Below are 20,633 nucleotides of genomic sequence, written 5' to 3' on the forward strand. Positions count from 1 at the left end.
CCGGGAATCCCGTTGTCCGCACCCGTCGCCAGCCTCGACGTCGCCCTCGACCGCACCGCGCGCCTGCTCGGCAGCGATCCCGAGGCGGCCGGCCTGCAGGCGGACGAGATCCTGCGCGCGGTGCCGGGGCACCCGTCCGCGCGGCTGATGCGGGCCACCGCGCACCGGCTCTGCGGCCGTGCCGACGCCGCGCTGGCCCTGCTCGAACCGCTGCTGCGCGAGGCGCCGCGCACCGCGCTCGCCCAGTACGAACTCGGCATGGCGCTGGCCGCCCTCGGGCGCGGCGACGACGCCGAGGCCGCGCTGCGCCGGGCGCTGGCGCTGCGCCCGGACCTCGCCCAGGCGCGTCTCGCGCTGGCCGACCTGCGCCACGCCGCCGGCGACCGCGCCGGCGCCAACGACGCCTACCTCGCCTACCTGCGCCAGTCGACCCGCGACCCGCGCCTGCTGCAGGCCGGCGACGCCCTCGCGGCCGGGCGCCTGCCCGAAGCCGAGACCCGCCTCCGCGCCTGGCTGAAGCAGCGGCCCACCGACATCGGCGCGCTGCGCATGCTCGCCGAACTGGCCGTGCGCATCGGCCGCACCGAGGAGGCGCTGCAACTGCTCGAACGCTGCCTCGACCTCGCGCCCGGCTTCCGCGAGGCGCGCCAGCACTATGCGCTGGTGCTGCACCGCGACCAGCAGTCCGAGCGCGCGCTCGAACAGCTCGACCTGCTGCTGGCCGACGATCCGACGCATCCGGGCAGCCGCACGCTGAAGGCCGCGATCCTCTGCCGGCTGGGTGACTACGCCGAAGGCATCGCGCTGTACGCCGGGCTGCTCGACCAGTTCCCCGACAACGCGCGGGTGTGGATGAGCCAGGGCCACGCACTGAAGACCGCGGGCCGGCAGGACGAGGCCGTCGCCGCGTACCGCCGCAGCCTCGCGCTCGATCCGGGCTTCGGCGAAGCGTACTGGAGCCTCGCCAACCTCAAGACCGTGCGCTTCGACGACGCCGACCTCGACGCGATGCGTGCGCAACTGGCGCGCACCGACCTCGCCGACGAGCATCGCCTGCATTTCGATTTCGCGCTGGGCAAGGCGCTCGAGGACCGCAAGGCCTACGCCGATTCGTTCGCGCACTACGCCGACGGCAACGCGCGCCGGTTGTCGATGCTGCCGTACCGCGCCGCCGACACCACGCACCGCGTCGAACGCGCGAAGGCGATCTACACGCCGGACTTCTTCGCCGCACGCGCGGACGCGGGCGATCCGTCGCCCGATCCGATCTTCATCGTCGGCCTGCCGCGCTCGGGTTCGACACTGCTGGAGCAGATCCTCTCCAGCCACCCGGCGGTCGAAGGCACGATGGAGCTGCCGGAAGTGATCGCGCTGACCCGCGCGCTGCGCCGCAGCGCCGAGGACGGCGGCAGCTACCACGATGTCGTCGCCGGGCTCGATCCCGCCGCGTTCGCCGAGCTGGGCCGGCAATACCTCGAACGGACCCGCGTGCAGCGCAAGACCGGCGCGCCGCTGTTCATCGACAAGATGCCGAACAACTTCCTGCACCTCGGCCTGATCCACCTGATGCTGCCGAACGCGAAGATCATCGACGCGCGCCGGCATCCGATGGCCTGCTGCTTCTCCGGCTTCAAGCAGCATTTCGCGCGCGGCCAGAACTTCAGCTACGCGCTCGACGACATCGGCCGCTACTACCGCGACTACGTCGAACTGATGGCGCATTTCGACGCGGTGTTCGCCGCGCTCGGGCGGCCGGGCCGCGTGCATCGCGTGATCCACGAACGGCTCGTCGACGACACCGAAGGCGAGGTCCGTCGCCTGCTCGACTACTGCGGGCTGCCGTTCGACGACGCCTGCCTGCGCTTCTTCGAGAACGATCGCCCGGTGCGCACCGCCAGTTCCGAACAGGTGCGTCGCCCGATCAATCGCGACGGCCTGGAGCAGTGGCGCCACTACGCGCCGTGGCTCGGGCCGCTGGAGAACGCGCTGGGCCCGGTGCTCGACGCCTATCCCGACGTGCCGTCGTTCGCGCCCGCACCCGGCGATCCCGCCGCGCGCGGCGGAGGATGATCCGCCGCGCGATCACCGTTTTCGTTCCAGTGCCTGTCGTTTCCGCTTCCAGAACAGTTCCGCAGACCAGAGCCGCTTCCATCCGATCGTTCCACCACACGGGGAGAGTCCGATGCACCACCAGCACCACCCACGAGGTTCCAGCGAACGCCGCGCACCCGCCCGGCTTCCGCTGACCCTCGCCATCTACGCCGCGTTCGCCGGCGTCGGTTTCGCCGGCACCGCGCTGGCCCAGCAGCAGGACGCCGGCAAGGACGGCAATCCGTCGCTGGAGACCATCACCGTCACCGCGCAGAAGCGCACCGAGAACGCGCAGGACGTGCCGATCAGCCTGAACGTCATCGGCGCGCAGCAGCTCGACGAGATGCACGTCGCCGACTTCGAGGACTACGCGAAGCTGCTGCCGAGCGTGTCGATCACGCCCAACGGCCCGGGCTTCGGCCAGGTCTACATGCGCGGTGCGGTCAGCGGTGGCGACGGCAACCATTCCGGCCCGCTGCCCAGCGTCGGCATCTATCTCGACGAACAGCCGATCACGACCATCCAGGGCGCGCTCGACCTGCACGTCTACGACATCGAGCGCGTCGAAGCGCTGTCCGGCCCGCAGGGCACGCTGTACGGCGCCAGCTCCGAATCCGGCACGCTGCGCCTGATCACCCGCAAGCCCGACACCAGCGGTTTCGCCGCCGGCTACGGCGTCGAGGCGAACGCGATCGACGGCGGTGGCTGGGGCCACGTGGTCGAAGGCTTCGTCAACGTGCCGCTGTCCGACCGCACCGCGATCCGCGCGGTGGGCTGGCAGAAGCACGACGCGGGCTGGATCGACAACGTCTACAGCGAGCGCACCTTCCCGACCTCCGGCATCACCCAGAACAACGCGAACCGGGTCGAGAACAACTACAACGACACCGACACTGCCGGCGCGCGCTTCGGCCTGAAGTTCGATCTCAACGAGAACTGGACGATCAGCCCGATGGTCATGGGCCAGCGCCAGACCACCGGCGGCAGCTTCGCCTACGACCGCACCTTCGGCGAGAACAAGATCAGCCACGCCTATCCCGAGTCGTCGGAAGACCGCTGGGCGCAGGCCGCGCTGACCGTGCAGGGCAAGATCGGCAACTTCGACCTGACCTACGCCTTCGCCCACCTCAAGCGCGACGTCGACAGCGAGTCCGACTACAGCGATTACGGCTACTGGTACGACACGCTGGCCGGCTACGGCGCGTACTTCTACGACGACAGCGGCGACCTGATCAACCCGTCGCAGTACATCCAGGCCAAGGACCGCTACGGCAAGACCAGCCACGAGCTGCGCCTCGCCTCGCCGCAGGACCAGCGCCTGCGCTTCGTCGCCGGCCTGTACTTCATGGACCAGTCGCACGACATCCAGCAGCGCTACAAGATCGACGGCCTCGCCAGCGTGCTGTCCGTGCGCGGCTGGGAAGACACGATCTGGCTGACCAAGCAGAAGCGCAACGACCGCGACGAAGCCGTCTTCGGCGAACTCGCATTCGACTTCACCGACAAGCTCACCGGCACCGTCGGCTTCCGCCATTTCCGCGCGAACAACTCGCTGAAGGGCTTCTTCGGCTTCGCCAACGGCTATTCCTCGCAGGGCAGCCAGGCGCCGGAGAACCGCTACGGCGAAGCCGCGTGCATCGTGCGCTACGGCGCCGACCCGGCGCAGTGGCCGTCGTTCCACGGCGCGCCGTGCACCGTGTTCGACAAGAAGGTCACCGAGAACGACACCCTCGGCAAGGCCAACCTGTCGTGGAAGTTCGCGCCGGGCAAGATGGCCTACCTCACCTGGTCGGAAGGCTATCGTCCGGGCGGCATCAACCGCCGCGGCACGCTGCCGCCGTACATCACCGAGTTCCTGACCAACTACGAGATCGGCTGGAAGACCTCGTGGCTGGACAACCGGCTGACGTTCAACGGCGCGGCGTTCCGCCAGATCTGGGACGACTTCCAGTTCCCGGTGATCGGCCAGAACGGCCTGACCGAGATCCGCAACGCCAACCAGGCGCGCATCCAGGGCCTGGAAATGGACGTGAACTGGGCCGCGACCTACAACCTGCGGCTGTCGGCCGGCCTCGGCATCTACGACGCCGAACTGACCGAGAACTACTGCGGCCAGGTCGACACCAACGGCAATCCGGTCACCTCGTGCGATCCGGCCGACCTGCAGGCGCCGAAGGGCACCCGCCTGCCGATCACCCCGGACTACAAGGGCAACTTCACCGCGCGCTACACCTTCGACATCGGGTCGTACGAAGCGTACTGGCAGGCGGCCGTGGTGGCCGAAGGCCGTCGCACGTCGGACCTGCGCACCGCCGAGCGCGACATCCTCGGCGACCTGCCGTCGTACAGCATGACCGACATCGGCCTGGGCGTTCGCAAGAACAACTGGTCGGTGGACTTCTACGTCAAGAACCTGCTGAACGACAGCGTGCAGTACAACGTCCGCACCGAGTGCGCGATTGCGGTCTGCGGCGCCGAGCCGTACGTCGTCGGCGCGCAGCCGCGGACCTTCGGCATCAAGTTCAGCCAGGACTTCTGACCGGACGCGATACCGTTCCGATGCGACACGACGGGCCGCCTCCGGGCGGCCCGTTTTTTTTGACGGTGGGCGCATCACTCGGAGCATGCCGTACCTCCGGATTCCGGGCCTGATCGTCGCAAAATGGCTGTGTTTGACCTGTCGGTTTTGACAGGGGGGCATCATTGACACCGGTCGCGCTGCGGTGGCAGCGTGCAATTAGCACAAGGACACGGGGCCGAACGACCCTTTCGGGTATTGGCTTCGCCGGTTGGACAGGGGGCTGAATGACGAGAGTGATATGCGTGGCTGCGGGACAAAGCCGGGCGAGAAAAGTGCAGAACCGGCTCAGCCGGCGTCATCTCTACCTCAACTATGGCTTGCTTTCTATCGCGACCCAGTTGCGTCGCATGGGACTGGATGTTATCCAGATTCAAGGAAATTTCGATGCGCCCGGCGACACGCTCGCTGCCTGCATCGACGAAGGATTGCTTCAAAGCCGCTTCCCGTTACTGCTGTCGATTCCAAGCTTCTACGCAGTCCCGTGGGCACGCGAGTTCATCGCGGAGACACGCAAGATCAAGCCTGACCAGATCTTCATCGTCGGAGGGCGGTGGGTGGTGGCTGACCGTCCGGAAAGGTTGTCGGAATCGATCGGTGGTGTGGATCATGTGGTGCGTGGTCTGGGTGAATGGGTCCTTCCGGAGCTGGTGGAACGTCATTTCGGGGTTCCGTTCCGTCGAGGGCCTGAAATGCACTTTGGTGCACGAGCGTTGCCGCCCCCTTTGGATTACGCGCTTCTCAGGAACCGGGCTCAATACCAGCCGAGCATAGAGGTCTCGCGAGGATGCGGGATGGGTTGCAGTTTCTGCCAGGAACGATCGGAAACGCTCTTGCCGCTGAAGGCCGCCGCCGATCTCGTGTCCGAGCTGCATGACACCGTGCAGGAGGATGGCCTGCGACCGATGACGCCGTATTTCGAGGCGTCCCTCTTTGCTCCGAACAGGCATTGGGCATGCGCGCTCGCGAATGCAGTCGGAGCCAATGCCGTCCAGTGGCGTGCCGAGGCGAGAGTCGATTCCGTGATGCCCGATGTGCTGAAGGTACTTGCCGGCGCCGGGCTCAAGGTGATCGACCTCGGGCTCGAAAGCGCTGATCCTGTGCAACTGGTGCGCATGAGCAAGACCAAGGATCCTGCCAAGTATCTCGCTCGCGCTTCGGCCCTGCTCAAGGCGGCAGGTGAGTCCGGAATACTGGCGAAGGTCAACGTGCTGCTGTTCGCTGGCGAGACGAAAGACTCCGTGGCGAGGACGCTGGAGTGGCTGGAGCAACACCGGCCCTGCATCGCGGGTGTGTCGGTCGGCCCCATGATGTGCTTCGGCTGGCCCGAAGACGTGCGCGACTACGTGCTCACGTTGGGTGAATACGGCGCAGTCATGACTGACGAGCAGCCTATCCACGGCATCGGGCAGATGCACTTGAGCCCGGAGATCGATTTTGCAGGTGCATTGGAGATATCCCAACAGATCAGCCGGTCATTCATGACCGCAGACCAGTATTTTGCGCTGAAGTCCTTCTCGTATCTCCCTCGCTCTTACACCTATTCCGATTTCCGGCGGGACATCGAGGAAGACGCCCATCGCGACCGATTTTCTTTCAGATGAGGCGGTCGGCGTTTGGCGCGCTTCGATGGCCAACGCCTTGCAAGTGTGCATTGCAGGTCGCATCCGTGCCGCCAACAGTCAGGCTCGATCCGGTTCTGACTCATCTTGTGTTGATGTGCGTGCGCGTCATGCGTCCGCATCGCATCCTGCGCTAGGCTGTGCCGGCGGTCGCGTCGCGATCGTCACAGGGGGCCGCGACGTCGGCCGGAACCTTCTCTTTCAAGGAACGAATCCATGAGTCACAGTCATACGGTCGCACCGGTGGTGCAGGCCCATCTGCAGGACGTGCTGGCAGCGGTCAACGCCATCACCGATCCCGGCACCGGGCAGCGGTTGCAGATCCCGGATTTCGCCGCGCTCCACGAGGCCGCCGGGCGGCTGGACGAGGCCGCCGATCCCGGCGCGCTGCTGTGGACGATCAACACGCTGCTCGGGCGCGCCGGCAGCGTCGGCAGCGTCGCGCCGACGGCGTCCTACGCGCTGTCGTTCCCGGACGACCACCACGTGCATGCGGACATGGGGCTGGAGTGGTACTGGGTGGGCTGCCACATGAACGTCGTCGACGCCAACGGCGAGACCGGTCGGATGGCGCTGCTGCTGTCGATGGAGAAGCTGCGCGCGATCGGCGTCGATGCGCAGAAGGCGGCGGGCTGGTCGGCGCTCGACGCCACGGTGGTGACGAACCTGGTGACGGTGGTCGTCGACAAGGGCCCGGGCCAGCGCGCGATCCATCGCCGTCGCCCCAACGTCCAGTGGCCGGCGAAGGGCGGCACCGCCGACTTCAGCCAGCCCGGCGACAGCGCGTTCCGCTACGTCTGCGGCAACGACGTGCTCAGCGGCCCGCTCGACGTGCTGCCACTGTCGGTGAAGGTCGACGACGGCGACCACATGCAGGTCGACATCACGCTGTCGCCGAACGCGACGACGCAGGCCGCCACCGCGTTCTTCCTGCAGGGCGTGCCGAAGACGAGCGGCGTCGCCGCCGGTGGCACCGGGCTCACGCCGGTGCCGACGCCTGGCGTGTACTACAGCTGGCCGCAGCCGTGCGTTGAAGGCACGATCACGGTGGATGGCCTCGCCTATACCCTCGTGCCCGGCACGGGCACCGGCTGGATCGACCACGAAGTGATGATGGCCAGCCTGGAGAATCCCGGCGGCGCCGTGCATCCGGTGCCCTTCACCGAGGATCCGCTGCCGTACAACGGCTGGGTCTGGCAGTTCCACAATCTCGCCAACGGTCAGGCGTTCACCGGCGCCGGCTTCGTGCAGGGCGCGATGAACGACAGCCCGGCGCTGTCCTACGGGTATTTCCTGACGCCGATGGACGGCGGCTGGGAGGCGATCTTCATCCAGGGCCATCTCCAGCTCGGCTTCCCGAAAGCGTTCCCGGCGCGCATCGGCAGTGCCGGCGACATGGTCGACATCCCGATCGTGCGCGGCTATTCGGACGTGCAGAACCCGCTGCTGGGCCATCCGCTGTCGGGCATGGCCACGCCGTGGTTCGAGGACGGCACCTTCAACGGGCCGAACGGGTCGATCTGCGCGGAGATTCCCGCCGACTACACGGATTTTTCGGGGCAGTACGCCAACGGCGTCGGGTTCATGGAGTCGGTCGGCTTCGAGTCCGTCGCGAGCTACCGGCAGTACGCGCTGGCGAGGCTGAAGGCCTGACGCGACACGATCCGCGGCACCGGGGCGTCGCGACGCACGCGGCGCGCCCAAGTTTCACACGTCAGGCCTCGGCCGCGTCCTCGCGCGCCGGCGCACGCACCACCGTGACCGTGCACGGCGCCTCCGCGACCACGTGCGCGGAGACGCTGCCGAGGATGCGGCGCATGCCGGTCACGCCGCGCGCGCCCATGATCAGGTGGTCGACGCCGTTGTCGCGGGCGTAGTCCAGCAGCGCGTGCGCGGGATCGCTGTGTTCGAGCACGTGCACAGTGACGCGGTGTTCGTCGAGGCCGAGCGGGCGGATCCAGTCGCGCAGCGCGATCAGGCGCTTCACGTGGCGGTTGCGGCCTTCGGCATCGAGGTTGCTGTCGAGGCCGATGCGCGCGGTCTTCATCACCGTCACGCAGGCCAGCCGCGAATGCGGGAACGTGGACACGATGCGTTGCACGTTGCCGCGCAACGCGGCGCACAGGGCGGCGTCCTCGTGCTTGAGGTCGACCGCCACCATCAGCAGCGGCGCTTCCTCCAGGTGCGTCGACACCGCGTGGCGCGGGTCGCGGTCGCGGCCGAGGTTGCGCCACCAGCGCTTCATCACCGTCAGCCGGCCGTCGCGATGGCTGCGATCGGCGCGCGCGGTCAGCACGACCTGCTCGGGATGCTGCAGATCGTGCGCGAGCTGCGCGGCGGTCGCGTGGCGCGCGTCGGGGTCGGGTTCGAGGCAGCGCAGGATCGTTTCCTGCAGCCAGCGCGGGATGTCGGGACGGATCGCGCGCGGCGGCACCGGATCGCGATACAACCGGCGACGCAGGCCCGCTTCGCTGCCGGGATTGCCGAACGGACGTTCGCCGGTGGCAAGGTGGTACAGCGTCACGCCCAGCGCGAACAGGTCGCTGCGCGGATCGTCGCGCACGCCCAGCACCTGTTCCGGCGCGATGTACGGCGCGGTGCCGATCGGCACGCGGAACTGTTCGGCCAGCAGGTCCGGCAGGTGCGCGTGGTGCGACAGGCCGAAGTCGATCAGCGCGACGCTGCCTTCCGGCCGGCGCAGCAGGTTGCTCGGCTTGATGTCGAGATGGATGGTGTCCTGCTGGTGCAGCGCGTGGATCGCGGTCGCGGCCAGCGCGCCGAGTTCGGCCACCTGCGCCGGCGGCAGCGGCGCCTGGTCGAGCAGCGGCCGCAGCGTCTCGCCGGACAGATGCTCCATCACCAGCCACGGCTGGTCGTGGTAATCGCCGGCGGCGACGAAGCGCGGCACGTGCGCGCCGCGCAGCGTCGGCAGGATCATCCGCTCCACCTCGAAGCCGACGATCTGCGTCGCCGCCTCGCCGTAGCCGACGCGCGCGAGCTTCATCAGCAGCGGGAAGGCATGGTCGGGATGGGTCACGCGCCAGAGCGTGGCCATGCCGCCTTCGTGAAGCGGCGTGACCAGCTCGAAACCGTCGATCACGAGTCCGGGTGTCAGCGGAACCGGCATGTCAGCGACCCTCCAGCAAACGACGTGCGAGCGATTCGGGGAGTCCGGCGGCGGTGATCCTGCCGGCCGCGGCGTGGTGGTCGTAGGCCACGCGCAGCGTCGTCAGCGTGCCGCGGACGTCGTCGTAGAGCGCGCAGCAGGCGGCCGGATTGCCGTCGCGCGGCTGCCCGCACGAGCCCGGCACCGCCAGCCAGCGGCGGCTGGCGATCAGCGGCATGGCGACGCCCGGCGTGGGCGCGAAATGGCGCGCGCCGCCACCGGGCTGCGAGTGGTACAGCGCCGGCTCGTGCACGTGTCCGCAGAAGGTGACGCGCTGGCGCGTGGCGGCGAGGCTCTGCGCGGCCGCCATCGTGTTGGCGACATAGCCCCATTGCAGCGGCGCCCAAGCGTTGGCGTGCACGTAGAGGCGGTCGCCGTCCTCGATCGACGCGGGCAGACCTGCCAGAAAGGCGCGCTGCGCGTCGCTCAGGCGGTCGCGGGTCCACGCGATCGCCGCCTGCGCATGCGCGTGTCGCTGCGCGGTCGCGTCCGCCTGCGCGCTGCGCACGACGGCTTCGTCGTGGTTGCCCAGCACCGCCGCGCCGCCGGCCTCGACCAGCGCCTGCACGGTGTCCACGGCCCAGCCGGGATCGCCGCCGTAGCCGACGATGTCGCCCAGCACCACCACCCGGTCGAACCCGATCCGCCGCAGTTTCGCCAGACAGGCCTCGCCTGCCTCGCGGTTGGCATGCAGGTCGGCGAGCAGGGCGATGCGCATGCGATGTCCGGGATCGGTCCGGTCTCATCTTAGGCCAGTCGCTTGCCGGTCTGGATTGGCGGATGGTCGAATCCTGCAGTACCGGGTGTGCCCCGTTTGTCGCTAGGAGATCCCATGCGCCTGTTCGGCTCCAGTCACGAAATCATGAATGCGCTCTGCCGTCAGATCGATCAGGAAATCGATATGTACACCCCGGGGCGAGCAGATGACGCGGCTTCGGATGCCGTGCGTGCCAACGGTCAGGTCGCGGAGCCGACACACGATGCCTCCGACGCGTATCGGAAAGAGATGCAGCTTATCAACAATCTCAACGAGACCGAACTACGTATACGGATTGCCTTTTATCGCGAGATGCTGCGTGAGTTCTATACGGAATCGGCTTATGCAGAGGTCCAGCACATGTTCGTCCAGGATCTTGCGCAAGTTCAGCGAAGCGCTTTGCAGGACGAACTGCGCGCACTTTGCGGCCGTCTCTACCGTCGTTACTCTCTAGTGACTTCAGTCGAGGAGGTCAGGTCGCTTCACGCACTGCGCGTCCTGTACTTTCCTCTTGTTATGTTCGTGCTTTTCCTTGTCGCATGGTGGGCCTCGCGATACTTCGGATGGGCGATTTCCATTCCGGAAGGCATTCGGGTTTCTGTGACCATGGGGGCTTGGGGGGCGGCCGTGAGCACGATCATCCGGTTGTATTCGGTGGATATCCGTACGGACCCATTGATCAACTGGTTGAATCTCGAAAAAAGCGGTTTTTCTATCTGGGTCGCGCCAGTCCTGGGTGCGTCCTTTGCTTTGATCTTCATGCTCATCTTGCGGTCTGGGGTCGTCACTGCTGACTTTTTCCCGAATTTTGATGCGGCCTGGTGGGATGGACTCAATTTCAGGCCAAACGGACATGTCTCGGAACTTGATGAGTTGCAGAAAACGAGAAAGGTTGTGGCCTTTTCCAGCGGGCCGCATTGGGATATCGCGAAGCTGGCGATCTGGTCGTTCGTGTCGGGGTGGGCAGAGCGTTTCGTGCCAGACGTCCTCGATAACCTGACGGCGCGCGCAACGAAGGCCGTCGGACAGTGATGGCCGAGTCGTCAGTGCCGAGGAAGTGATGCGAGTCGCCTGGCCTCAGCGCTTCGGCTTCCCCGAAGCCGCGGGCGCGGGTTCCGGGGCGATGCGCGAGGGCAGCGGCACGTTGCACAGGTCGATGTGGCCGGCGGGGCGCTTGTAGAAGTCGTCGCGGCGGTTGCGGCGGGCTTCGATCAGTTCGGCGAACAGCGGGGTGTCGGTGCGCAGGACCTGCAGTTTCAGGCGTTCGGCCGGCTTGAGGTCGGAGGCCATGCGCGCGGCGCGGATGGTCACGCGCTGGGCGGGATCGGCGTAGAAGCCGAGCGGGCCGACCCCACGGGGCAGGGCGCTGAGCAGTTCCATGCCCTGCACGACGCGGCCGACCATGCTCATGTTGCGGTCGAGCTGGCGCGGCGACTGGCCGATGACCACGTACAGCTCGGTCGCGTTGCTGGAATCGGCGTCGTTCGAGCGCCCGGCGCCGACCACGCCGTAGCAGTGCGCCAGCCAGGCGGTGCCGTCGGTGGTGTCCACGCCGACCGGGAAGCCGTCGCTGAAGCCGACCTGCCGTGCCCAGCCGTCCACGTCGGGCAGCCGGGTGAAGAGGATGTTGCGTTCGCTGCGGGTGAATTCGGCCGGCAGCTTCGCCTTCGCGCCCTTCGGCAGCGGGCGGCGGGTGGCGTCGTCCTCGGACGGATCGCCCCACTGCACGACGAAGTTGTCCTGCACGCGATTGATGCTCAGGCCGTTCCAGTAGCCGCCCTTCGCCAGCGCGCGGATGTTGGCGACGTGGGCGGGCGCGAACTCCGGCGCCAGTTCGATCACCACGCGGCCGGCGTCGAGATCGAGGTAGAGCGTGCGCGTGGGGTCCAGCGTGCGCCAGTCGGACGGCTTCGAGGCATCGAGGATCGCGGACATCGTGCGCGACGGGGCGGCGGGTGGCGCGGGCGCCTGCGCGCCCGCGGACAGGGTGCAGGCGAGCAGCAGCGCGGAGGACATCACCACGGAGGGCAGCAGGGTCGGCAGACGGCGGGACGGGCTCACGGCAGCGGGATTCCTCGAAGGCGTCGCGGGATTTTGGCCGAGAACCCCCGCGCGGGCCAGCCGCCGGGTGCCGGGGCGGACCATGACCGATGGCCCGGATGACCTCCGGCACATTCTCTATTACGAAGTCGTGAATAGTATTTCGTCCAACCTATCCATCGTTTCGACCCAAACAGGTGTCCCCATGACCGCCGTCGAACCCATCGAAGACCCAGCCGAGGCGCTGTTCCGGAAATTCCAGAAGGAGTTGTCCGCCGGCACCGTGTCGCTGGCGCTGCTGGGCGTGCTCGCCGCGGCCGCCGAGCCGATGTACGGCTACCAGATCGCCAAGACGCTGGAACGCTTCGGCGAGGGCGTGCTGAGCGGCAAGCAGAGCGCGCTCTACCCGGTGCTGCGCAACCTGGAGGCCGCCGGGCTGCTGTCCAGCGAGGTCGAGCCCTCGATCAGCGGGCCGCCGCGCCGCTACTACTGCATCACGCCGTTCGGCCGCGACGTCCTGCGCGCCTGGTCCGAGGCGTGGAGCGCCACTCGAGATTCCGTCGATTCCGTCCTGAAGGGGAGCCTGTCATGAACACGTCCGCGCAGCCCGCCGTGCAGCCGAAGCTGCCGGAGAACATTCCCGAATACCTCGAACACCTGCGGCGTTCGCTGGCCGGGGCCGACCCGGCGCTGATCCAGGACGCGCTGTACGACGCCGAGGAATACCTGCGCTCGGAGATGGCCGAGCATCCGGCGCTGAGCGAGGCGGAGGTGATCGCGCAGGTCGCTTCCAGCTACGGTGCGCCGGAGGAAGTGGCCGACATCTACCGCGACACCGAGGTGAAGGTGCAGACCGCGCTGCGGCCGCCGGTCACGAAGCCGCGGCGTTCGCTGCCCGGGCGCTTCTTCGGCGTGATCGCCGAGCCGCGCACGTACGCGGCGCTGTTCTACATGCTGCTGTCGATGGCGACCGGCATCTTCTACTTCACCTGGGTGACGACTGGGCTCTCGCTCTCGGCGGGCCTGGCGATCCTGATCATCGGCGTGCCGTTCGCGATCCTGTATTTCGGCTCGGTGCGCATGCTGTCGCTGGTCGAGGGCCGGATCGTGGAGACGATGCTGGGCGAACGCATGCCGCGACGGCCGCTGTACGCCGAGCGCGGCAAGCCGTGGCCCAAGCGCATCGGCGAGATGTTCACCGACCCGCGCACCTGGACCACGCAGCTGTATTTCCTGCTGCTGATGCCGCTGGGCATCGTGTACTTCACGATCGCGGTGACGCTGCTGTCGCTGTCGATCAGCCTGATCGCCGCTCCGGTCGCGCTGGCGCTGGGGGCATCGGGCGTGCTTCGGCTCGAAGGCGTGACGATCGTGCCGGAGACGCCGCTGATGTGGCCGGTGTGTTTCGTGGCCGGCGTGCTGCTGCTGTTCGCGACCCTGCACATCGCCCGCGGCATCGGCCATCTGCATGGCCAGTTTGCCAAGCACCTGCTGGTGAAGTCGGCGGCGGGCTGATCAAGCCGCACCGCGATGCATACGAAAAAGCCGGCGCATGCGCCGGCTTTTTCGCGTTCCGCAGCCGCCGTGCGTCGCTCAGGCCGCGGGTGGTTGCCCCACGACCCTCAGCCGCGCGCGCTTCCCGGCGGCGGGCGTTTCCGCGGCCGGTGCGTCCGCGGCCGCGGTGGCCGGCGCATCGTGGCGGGCGATGAAGTCGCGGACCTGCGGATAGACCTGCTCGCGCCAGCGGCGACCGCTGAAGATGCCGTAGTGGCCGGCGCCCTGCGCGGTGAGGTGGACGCGGTTCGCTTCGGGGATGCCGGTGCACAACCGGTGCGCGGCGCGGGTCTGACCCACGCCGGCGATGTCGTCCAGTTCGCCCTCGATCGTCATCAGTGCGGTGTCCTGGATCGCGCCCGGCACGACGCGCTCGCCGGCGACGTCCCACAGGCCGCGCGGCAGCAGGTGTTCCTGGAACACCACGCGGATGGTGTCGAGGTAGTACTCCGCGGGCATGTCCAGCACCGCGTTGTACTCGTCGTAGAAACGGCGGTGCGCGTCGGCGTCGTCAAGGTCGCCCTTCACCAGATCCTGGTAGAAGTCCCAGTGCGACATCACGTGGCGCTCGGGATTCATCGCGATGAAGCCCAAGTGCTGCAGGAAGCCCGGATACACCTGGCGACCGCCGCCCGGATAGTTCGCCGGCACGGTGTGGATCACGTTCTGCTCGAACCACCACAGCGGTTTCTGCGTGGCGAGGTTGTTCACCGCCGTCGGCGATTCGCGGCTGTCGATCGGCCCGCCCATCATCACCAGCGAACGCGGCGTGGGCTCGCCGCGCGCGGCCATCAGCGACACCGCCGCCAGCACCGGCACGGTCGGCTGGCACACGCTGATGACATGCAGCTTGTCGGCGCCGATGTGGCGGATGAAGTTCTCGATCGTGGCGACGTAGTCGTCCAGCGTGAACGCGCCGGCGTCCTTCGGCACCATGCGCGCGTCGATCCAGTCGGTGATGAACACCTTGTGGTCGCGCAGTAGCGTCTGCACGGTGTCGCGCAGCAGCGTCGAGTGGTGGCCGGACAGCGGCGCCACCACCAGCACGGTCGGGTCGTCCTTCAGGTCGACCACGCCGTCGGTCTCGTCGGAGAAACGCTTGAAGCGCAGCAGCCGGCAGAACGGCGTGCGCATGGCCTCGCGTTCGACCACCGGGCAGGTACGGCCGCTCTTCTCGACGGCGTGGATGCCGAACTTCGGCTTCTCGTAGTCCTTGCCGATGCGGTACAGCAGTTCGTAGCCGGCGGCGACGCGCGGGGCGTAGGGCAGCGAGGACAGCCAACTGCCCGGTGCCGAGAACATGCGGGCGTTGGCTTCCGCCCAGTAGGTCATCGGCGCCATCCAGGCGCGGCCCAGTTCGTGCATCTGGTACAGCAGCATCGGCGAAGCTCCGGTCGGGAGGGCGCGTGCCGGACACCCGGCATGTTGCGCCGCAGCATACCCGATCGCGGTGGCGTCGGGGCCCATTCAGTTTCGGGGTTCCGTTAGTCTGGCGGCATGACCAGCCGTGATGACGACATCGCCTGGCACCGCGAACTGCTGGCCGCGCTGGGCCGGGTCGACGCCCGCCGGATGTTCGGCGGCACCGGGTTCTACGCCGACGGGCGGATCGTGGCGCTGGAGATCGAGGGCGTGCTGTACCTCAAGACCGACGCCCGGAGCCGGCCCCGTTTCATCGACGCCGGCGGGCGGCCGTTCGTCTACGACAACGGGAAGCGCACGGTCGAGACCCGCTACTGGACGCCGCCCGACGACGCGCTGGATTCCGCCGAGGCCATGGCCCCGTGGGCGCGGCTGGCGCGCGAGGCGGCATTGCGTGCCGAGGCCGGGACGGCACCCCGGAAGAAAGTCGCGAAGAACTCGGCAAAGAAAGCGTCCGCCAAGCCGCGTGCTCGGTAGAGCGGCCTGACCAGCCATTCGGCTGTTGACCACCAGGCCGCTGCTGCTGGCGTTGCTGTAGATCAAAGCAGCGGCCTGAAGGCCGCTCTACCGAACCTGGCGCGCCGCGGCCTCCAGCGCTGCCGGCTGCTCGGCCAGTGCCGGCGACAGCCAGCAGTGCGAACCGAGGAAGCGGAAGCCCAGCGCCGCGAAGCGCGTGCGGTAGAACCGCGCCGGCCGCGGCTGGAAGCCGACGTCGTCGCCTTCGGTCTCGTCTTCCTTCGCGAAGGTTTCGAGGAACGCGACGCCGCCGCACAGTTCGGCCAGCCCGGGCAGGCCCTGCGTCAGTTCGCGGGTCGGCAGGTAGTGCATCACGTCGCTGCAAATCAGCAGATCGACCGGCGGGCAGGGCCGCAGGTGTGCGAAGTCGCCGAAGCGCGCGAAGTGCAGGTCGCGACGCGCGCCGTAACGCCGGATCGCGTATTCGCTGCTGTCGAAGCCGAGGTACTGCGCCTTCGGTCGCAGCGCGAGCAGCGGCGCGCGCCACGCGCCTTCGCCGCAGCCGATGTCCAGCACGGTGCGGATCGGGCGTTCCAGATGGTATTCGGCGGTCGCCACCGCCAGCGCGACCTTGCGTTTGAGGCGCTGCGCGCCGCCGATGCCGGCACGGCGATACCAGTGGTCGAAATAGCGTTTGTCGTAGCGTTTGTCGGGCGTGCTCATGCGTGGCCGATCAGCAGCGAGGTCATCGACAGCGAGCCGGTGACGTCGTCGTTGAAGAACCGCAGCGCGTCGCCGTCGCGGGTCAGCGCGAGGGCGTACAGCAGCGGCAGGTAATGTTCGGGCGTCGGGATCGACAGCCGTGCGTCCTCGCCCAGCGCGGGCCAGTCCGCGAGTGCGGCGAGGTCGCCGTCGCGGACCAGCGCGTTGACGCGGTCGCGGAAGCGCAGCGCCCACGGCAGCGGGCGCGGGTCATGCCAGTCGAACAGGCGCAGGTTGTGCACGATGTCGCCGCTGGCGACCACCAGCACGCCGTCGTCGCGCAGCGGCGCGAGTCGCCGCGCCAGCGCGACGTGCCACGCGCCGGGGCGCCGGCTGTCGATGCCGAGCTGCACCACCGGCACGTCGGCGTCGGGATACATCGGCCGCAGCACCGCCCACGCGCCGTGGTCGAGCCCGCGGCGCGGATCGATGCGCGCGTCGAACTCGTCGCCCAGCAGCTCGACCACGCGCTGCGCCAGCGCGGGATCGCCCGGCGCCGGCCATTGCACGTCGAACAGCGCCTGCGGAAAGCCGCCAAAGTCGTGGATCGTCGGTGGCGTGGCGTTGCCGGTCAGCCACGGGCCGGGCGTTTCCCAGTGCGCGGACACGCACAAGATCGCGCGCGGACGCGGCAGTTCGCGTCCGAGTGCGCGCCAGGACCGCGACCAGGCGTTGTCCTCGATCGCGTTCATCGGCGAACCGTGGCCGAGGAACAGGACGGGCATCGGCGTCGAGGGAAGCGGGGCAGACATCGGACACGCTCGGGAAGGCGGGCGGCCAGTATCCCCGCCCGGCCGCGCTCAGGACCAGACCCGCCGCGCGGCACGCACCGTGTTGGCGTTGAGACGCGCCACCCGTTCCGCGTCCTGGTAGCCGCCGGCGACCACGAACACCAGCGGGATGCCGCGCGACCGCGCGATCCGGAACACCGTCAGGTCGCGCTCGAACAACTGCCGCGTGGTGAGGCCGACGAGGCTCTTGGGATCGTCCTCGTGGCAGTCGGCGCCGGCCTGGTACAGCAGCAGGTCCGGGCGGTGCGCATCGACCAGCGCCTCGGCCGCGCGCAATGCCTCGAGGTAGCGATCGAAACCGTCCTCGCGCACGCGCACCTGGTGCGCCCACGAGCGCTCGCCGCCGCGGCAACCGAAGCGCGTGCCGAAGATCGACACGTTGAAGAGGTTCGGCAGGCGCGCGGCGAATTCCTCGGTGCCGTTGCCGCCGTGCTCGTCGCAGTCGATCACCATCACCCGGCGATCGGGATGCGCATGCGCCACCAGCGCGAGGCCGTTGAGCGGGCAGTAGCCGCTGCCCGATTCCGGCACGGCGTGGTGGAAGCCGCGCGCGATGTTCATCGCGATGCCGTCGCGCAGCGCGGCGTCGACCGCCGCCAGCTGTCCGCCGAGCATCGCGAGCGTGGCGTCGCGCACCGCCGGCGACCAGCGGATGCCCTGGCGCGAGGCCAGCGGCTCCTCGCCGTGCAGGAATGCGTGGAGATAGCGCGCGTCGTGCAGGCCGGCCAGCGTCTCCGGCGTCGCCGGCGGTGCCTCCCGCAGCGTCACCAGCCTCAGACGATCGAGCTTGCCTGCCGTCGTCGCCAGCCGCGCCAGCAGCGGCACGTCGCCGGGGGCGTAGTCCTCGCGGAACCAGGCGGAGATGCGCATCGTCAGCGTCCGGCGAGCCGTTCGGTGGCGAAGGCGTGCAGGTGCGCGATCGTCGTGGTCTGCGGCGACAGCATGTTGCCGCGGATCTGCGCCTCGAACTGCGCGCTGAAGGCGCGCCGGCGCACCGCCGGCGGCACCGCCAGCGTGGTCAGGCGCAGGAAGCGCGCTTCGGCGATGGTGTCGAGCGCGCGCACCGCGCCGCACGACGCGGCACGCAGCACCGGCGCCTCATCGTCGTAGCGCAGCGCGAACAGCGCGCCCGGCGGCAGGGTCACGCCGCACACCGACACCGGCGCCACCGCCATCGCCGAATGCGATTCGCCCAGCGCCATCTTCTCGACCAGCAGCGGGCGGCCGTCGTTGTCGACGAACAGGTTGACCTTGCCGCCGCGACGCACGCGGCCGTGCGCGATCTCCAGGAAGAATTCCTCGGCCTGCGAACAGCTGCCGATCTCGGGTTTCTCGCGCATCGGCGGCAGCGCCGGCGCAGTGGCTTCGGCGGGCACCAGCAGATCGCGCAGGATCGGCAGCAGCAGCGCGCTTTCCTCCAGCCGCAGCGTCGCGGCGATGGCGGCGAGCCGCGCCGGCAGGGCGACCAGCGCCTGCAGCAGCGGCGAGTCCGGCAGCGTTGCGAGCATCGCCGCGTCGGCGCAGTCGAGGCGCCGCCAGCCCTGCGTCCAGCCCGCGGCGACCAACGTGCGGGCCAGCGTCTCGGTGCGCGTTTTCGGCCAGTCGTCGAACACGCCGAGGTCGGTCGCGGTGACCGGATCGCGCGGCTGGTTCACGAACGTCGACAGGAACCGCGTGGCCTGCGTGTAGCCACAGCCGCGGCGTTCGGTGCGGTGGCTCGGATGCTCGCCGAGCATCTCGCGCAGCGTCGGGTGCAGCGGCAGTCCCGCCTGCGCGAAGGCCTCGACCAGCTCGTGCGCGGCGGCGCTCGCGGGGGCGTTCGTGACGTTGTTCAATCGAGCGACAGCAGCAGGGCCCGGACCAGGTGCGCCGTCTGTTCGCGGTCGCGGGCGTCGAAGGTGAAGACCGGGATCGGCCGGCCGCAGCGGCGCACGGCCTGGCGCACGGCGTCCATGCGGAAGGCGGGTGCGAGGTCGGTGCGGGTGATGCCGATCACCAGCCCGGCGTCGGCGTCGATGTCGCGGATCGCGCGGATCCAGTGTTCGCATTCGTGCGCGATGCGCAGGCTGTCGCCCGGCAGCACCACGATCACGCCGACCGCGCCGGCCATCACGATCGGCCGCATGTGCGCGAAATGTTCCTGCCCGGGCAGGCCGTAGATGTGCAGCGGCGTGCCGTCGTCCAGCAGCACCGGCGAGAAATCCATCGCGACCGTGGTCGTGGTCTTCTCGCCCATCGCGCCGTCGGTCAACGGCATCTCGGTGGACACCGGCACGACGTCGGACAGCGACCGGATCGCCGTGGTCTTGCCGGCGCCGACGGGGCCGGCGAACACGAGTTTTGCGCTTTCGAAAGACAAGATCGTCTCGCTCCGTGAAAAGGCGTCAGGCCGCGCCATGCGCGAGGCCGTGCCGCTCCTGGGGACTGCGGTGGGTCATGGTCAGGCCCGGGACAGGCCGAAGCGCGAAGCGATCCGCGCCAGCATGCCGGAGAACGCGCCGACCGGCTGCGCCGGCGGCGGTGCGACCGCGACGCCCGTCGCGTCCTGACGTTCGAGCAGGTGCGCGGCGTGGTAGGCCCACAGGCTCGCGTTGACGTCGCGCGCATCGATGCCGCACAGCCGCGGCAGGTCGTCGGCGCCGGCGGGTGCGCGCATCAGCGCCTTCGCGATCTTGAGCGCGCCGACGAGTTCGGGCGCCGAGCCCACGTCGGGCCAGTCCTTCAGGCGGTAGCGGCCCGCGGGGAACGCCGGCAACTGCGCGCGGCCCTGGAACGCGGCCTGCAGCAGGAAGGCTTCGAGGCTGCGGTGCACGCCGTCCTCGTCGGGCGTTTCGTCGCTGGCGGCCAGCGTCCACTCCGCGCTGGCGAACGAATCGCGCGCGGACAGCAGGTCGCTGAGTGTCGCGGCATGCACGCGCCCGGTGTCCGGGCGGATGCGGATGCGCCGCCCGTTGAACTGGGCATCGAGCGCGCGGCCGCTGAATTCGGGATCGGCGAGGCGGCACAGCGCGGGGAGCGCGGTGACCGTGGCCGGTTCGTGGGTTTCGGTGCCGGCCGTCGCTTCGACGGCGAGCAGGTCGCGCAGTGCCTGCGCCAGCGCGGGCGCGGGGCTGGCCTCGTTCGCATCGACGACGCCCGGGCCGAGATCGGCTGCGGTGGCGCCGAACGCCAGCACCGGCGTGCCGCGTGATCGCGCACGGACGAACGCCTGGCGCCCGTAGGCATCGCCGAGGTCCGCCACCAGCAGCGTGCAGCGCGTGCCGTCCCAGGCCCGCACGCGCGCCGTGATGCGCCAGGCCGCGAGCAGCGTGGCGGCGAGGCGGATGCGCTGTTCGGCCTGTTCGTCGAGTGCGGCGGTGGCGATGTCGGCGCGGGTCATGGGCGACGGGCGAAG

General features: G+C 68.9%; 18 protein-coding genes. 8 read left to right on the forward strand and 10 right to left on the reverse strand.

Annotation, left to right across the window (positions count from 1 at the left end):
• The first annotated feature begins 12 nt into the window (after window positions 1–12).
• The 4 genes from ACT53Q_RS17620 (at window position 13) to ACT53Q_RS17635 (ending at window position 7,944) form a co-directional block, all read left to right on the forward strand.
• On the forward strand, window positions 13–2,070 hold the full coding sequence (locus ACT53Q_RS17620) for a tetratricopeptide repeat-containing sulfotransferase family protein (RefSeq protein WP_476187961.1): 2,058 nt from the start codon (window positions 13–15) through the stop codon (window positions 2,068–2,070).
• A 112-nt stretch (window positions 2,071–2,182) separates the two neighbouring features.
• Window positions 2,183–4,630 (forward strand): TonB-dependent receptor, encoded by a 2,448-nt coding sequence (locus ACT53Q_RS17625; protein WP_476187962.1) that lies wholly within the window; start codon window positions 2,183–2,185, stop codon window positions 4,628–4,630.
• A gap of 314 nt (window positions 4,631–4,944) precedes the next feature.
• Window positions 4,945–6,273: a B12-binding domain-containing radical SAM protein gene (locus ACT53Q_RS17630; protein ID WP_476187963.1), complete on the forward strand. Its 1,329-nt coding sequence runs from the start codon at window positions 4,945–4,947 to the stop codon at window positions 6,271–6,273.
• Between the two features lie 234 nt (window positions 6,274–6,507).
• Complete coding sequence (locus ACT53Q_RS17635) at window positions 6,508–7,944, forward strand: hypothetical protein (protein ID WP_476187964.1); 1,437 nt, start codon at window positions 6,508–6,510, stop codon at window positions 7,942–7,944.
• Between the two features lie 61 nt (window positions 7,945–8,005).
• Here the strand turns inward: ACT53Q_RS17635 and ACT53Q_RS17640 are convergent, their stop codons facing one another.
• The gene (locus ACT53Q_RS17640; protein ID WP_476187965.1) at window positions 8,006–9,418 is read right to left on the reverse strand and encodes a serine/threonine protein kinase; all 1,413 of its coding nucleotides are present in this window, start codon (window positions 9,416–9,418) and stop codon (window positions 8,006–8,008) included.
• A gap of 1 nt (window position 9,419) precedes the next feature.
• A complete protein-coding gene (locus ACT53Q_RS17645) occupies window positions 9,420–10,175 on the reverse strand; it encodes a metallophosphoesterase family protein (protein WP_476187966.1) in 756 nt (251 codons plus the stop codon).
• 114 nt (window positions 10,176–10,289) lie between these two features.
• Between ACT53Q_RS17645 and ACT53Q_RS17650 the strand changes: the two genes are divergently transcribed.
• On the forward strand, window positions 10,290–11,246 hold the full coding sequence (locus ACT53Q_RS17650; protein ID WP_476187967.1) for a hypothetical protein: 957 nt from the start codon (window positions 10,290–10,292) through the stop codon (window positions 11,244–11,246).
• Window positions 11,247–11,291: 45 nt separating this feature from the next.
• Here the strand turns inward: ACT53Q_RS17650 and ACT53Q_RS17655 are convergent, their stop codons facing one another.
• A complete protein-coding gene (locus ACT53Q_RS17655) occupies window positions 11,292–12,230 on the reverse strand; it encodes a peptidylprolyl isomerase (RefSeq protein WP_476188046.1) in 939 nt (312 codons plus the stop codon).
• Window positions 12,231–12,459: 229 nt separating this feature from the next.
• Here ACT53Q_RS17655 and ACT53Q_RS17660 point away from each other — a divergent pair, with 229 nt between their 5' ends.
• The gene (locus ACT53Q_RS17660; protein WP_476187968.1) at window positions 12,460–12,846 is read left to right on the forward strand and encodes a PadR family transcriptional regulator; all 387 of its coding nucleotides are present in this window, start codon (window positions 12,460–12,462) and stop codon (window positions 12,844–12,846) included.
• Entirely contained in the window at window positions 12,843–13,769 is a 927-nt protein-coding gene (locus ACT53Q_RS17665) for a sensor domain-containing protein (RefSeq protein ID WP_476187969.1), read from the forward strand. The genes ACT53Q_RS17660 and ACT53Q_RS17665 overlap by 4 nt, the downstream gene beginning before the upstream one ends.
• Window positions 13,770–13,847: 78 nt before the next feature.
• On the opposite strand, the gene ACT53Q_RS17670 is transcribed toward ACT53Q_RS17665, so the two are convergent.
• Entirely contained in the window at window positions 13,848–15,188 is a 1,341-nt protein-coding gene (locus ACT53Q_RS17670; protein WP_476187970.1) for a polyhydroxyalkanoate depolymerase, read from the reverse strand.
• A 117-nt stretch (window positions 15,189–15,305) separates the two neighbouring features.
• Between ACT53Q_RS17670 and ACT53Q_RS17675 the strand changes: the two genes are divergently transcribed.
• Window positions 15,306–15,707: a TfoX/Sxy family protein gene (locus ACT53Q_RS17675; protein WP_476187971.1), complete on the forward strand. Its 402-nt coding sequence runs from the start codon at window positions 15,306–15,308 to the stop codon at window positions 15,705–15,707.
• 87 nt (window positions 15,708–15,794) lie between these two features.
• Here the strand turns inward: ACT53Q_RS17675 and ACT53Q_RS17680 are convergent, their stop codons facing one another.
• From ACT53Q_RS17680 to ACT53Q_RS17705, 6 genes are all read right to left on the reverse strand, one after another.
• Window positions 15,795–16,409, reverse strand: coding sequence for a class I SAM-dependent methyltransferase (locus tag ACT53Q_RS17680; protein ID WP_476187972.1), 615 nt, complete (start codon window positions 16,407–16,409; stop codon window positions 15,795–15,797).
• The gene (gene ygiD / locus ACT53Q_RS17685; RefSeq protein WP_476187973.1) at window positions 16,406–17,200 is read right to left on the reverse strand and encodes a 4,5-DOPA-extradiol-dioxygenase; all 795 of its coding nucleotides are present in this window, start codon (window positions 17,198–17,200) and stop codon (window positions 16,406–16,408) included. Before ygiD ends, ACT53Q_RS17680 begins: the two co-directional genes overlap by 4 nt.
• A 48-nt stretch (window positions 17,201–17,248) precedes the next feature.
• A complete protein-coding gene (locus ACT53Q_RS17690) occupies window positions 17,249–18,109 on the reverse strand; it encodes an arginase family protein (protein WP_476187974.1) in 861 nt (286 codons plus the stop codon).
• A gap of 2 nt (window positions 18,110–18,111) precedes the next feature.
• The gene (locus tag ACT53Q_RS17695; protein WP_476187975.1) at window positions 18,112–19,074 is read right to left on the reverse strand and encodes a hypothetical protein; all 963 of its coding nucleotides are present in this window, start codon (window positions 19,072–19,074) and stop codon (window positions 18,112–18,114) included.
• Window positions 19,071–19,598, reverse strand: a complete 528-nt coding sequence (locus ACT53Q_RS17700; RefSeq protein WP_476187976.1) for a GTP-binding protein — start codon at window positions 19,596–19,598, stop codon at window positions 19,071–19,073. Before ACT53Q_RS17700 ends, ACT53Q_RS17695 begins: the two co-directional genes overlap by 4 nt.
• Window positions 19,599–19,679: 81 nt before the next feature.
• A complete protein-coding gene (locus ACT53Q_RS17705; RefSeq protein WP_476187977.1) occupies window positions 19,680–20,618 on the reverse strand; it encodes a hypothetical protein in 939 nt (312 codons plus the stop codon).
• Window positions 20,619–20,633: the final 15 nt, after the last annotated feature.

The organism is Lysobacter sp. DMC97 (assembly GCF_056313745.1).

Excerpts from the sequence above, each read along its gene's own strand:
- ACT53Q_RS17625 (WP_476187962.1), top strand. The coding sequence starts at position 2,183 with ATGCACCACCAGCACCACCCACGAGGTTCCAGCGAACGCCGCGCACCC.
- ACT53Q_RS17635 (WP_476187964.1), top strand. The coding sequence starts at position 6,508 with ATGAGTCACAGTCATACGGTCGCACCGGTGGTGCAGGCCCATCTGCAG.
- ACT53Q_RS17640 (WP_476187965.1), bottom strand. The coding sequence starts at position 9,418 with ATGCCGGTTCCGCTGACACCCGGACTCGTGATCGACGGTTTCGAGCTG.
- ACT53Q_RS17645 (WP_476187966.1), bottom strand. The coding sequence starts at position 10,175 with ATGCGCATCGCCCTGCTCGCCGACCTGCATGCCAACCGCGAGGCAGGC.
- ACT53Q_RS17650 (WP_476187967.1), top strand. The coding sequence starts at position 10,290 with ATGCGCCTGTTCGGCTCCAGTCACGAAATCATGAATGCGCTCTGCCGT.
- ACT53Q_RS17655 (WP_476188046.1), bottom strand. The coding sequence starts at position 12,230 with ATGTCCTCCGCGCTGCTGCTCGCCTGCACCCTGTCCGCGGGCGCGCAG.
- ACT53Q_RS17660 (WP_476187968.1), top strand. The coding sequence starts at position 12,460 with ATGACCGCCGTCGAACCCATCGAAGACCCAGCCGAGGCGCTGTTCCGG.
- ACT53Q_RS17665 (WP_476187969.1), top strand. The coding sequence starts at position 12,843 with ATGAACACGTCCGCGCAGCCCGCCGTGCAGCCGAAGCTGCCGGAGAAC.
- ACT53Q_RS17670 (WP_476187970.1), bottom strand. The coding sequence starts at position 15,188 with ATGCTGCTGTACCAGATGCACGAACTGGGCCGCGCCTGGATGGCGCCG.
- ACT53Q_RS17675 (WP_476187971.1), top strand. The coding sequence starts at position 15,306 with ATGACCAGCCGTGATGACGACATCGCCTGGCACCGCGAACTGCTGGCC.
- ACT53Q_RS17680 (WP_476187972.1), bottom strand. The coding sequence starts at position 16,409 with ATGAGCACGCCCGACAAACGCTACGACAAACGCTATTTCGACCACTGG.
- ygiD (WP_476187973.1), bottom strand. The coding sequence starts at position 17,200 with ATGTCTGCCCCGCTTCCCTCGACGCCGATGCCCGTCCTGTTCCTCGGC.
- ACT53Q_RS17690 (WP_476187974.1), bottom strand. The coding sequence starts at position 18,109 with ATGCGCATCTCCGCCTGGTTCCGCGAGGACTACGCCCCCGGCGACGTG.
- ACT53Q_RS17705 (WP_476187977.1), bottom strand. The coding sequence starts at position 20,618 with ATGACCCGCGCCGACATCGCCACCGCCGCACTCGACGAACAGGCCGAA.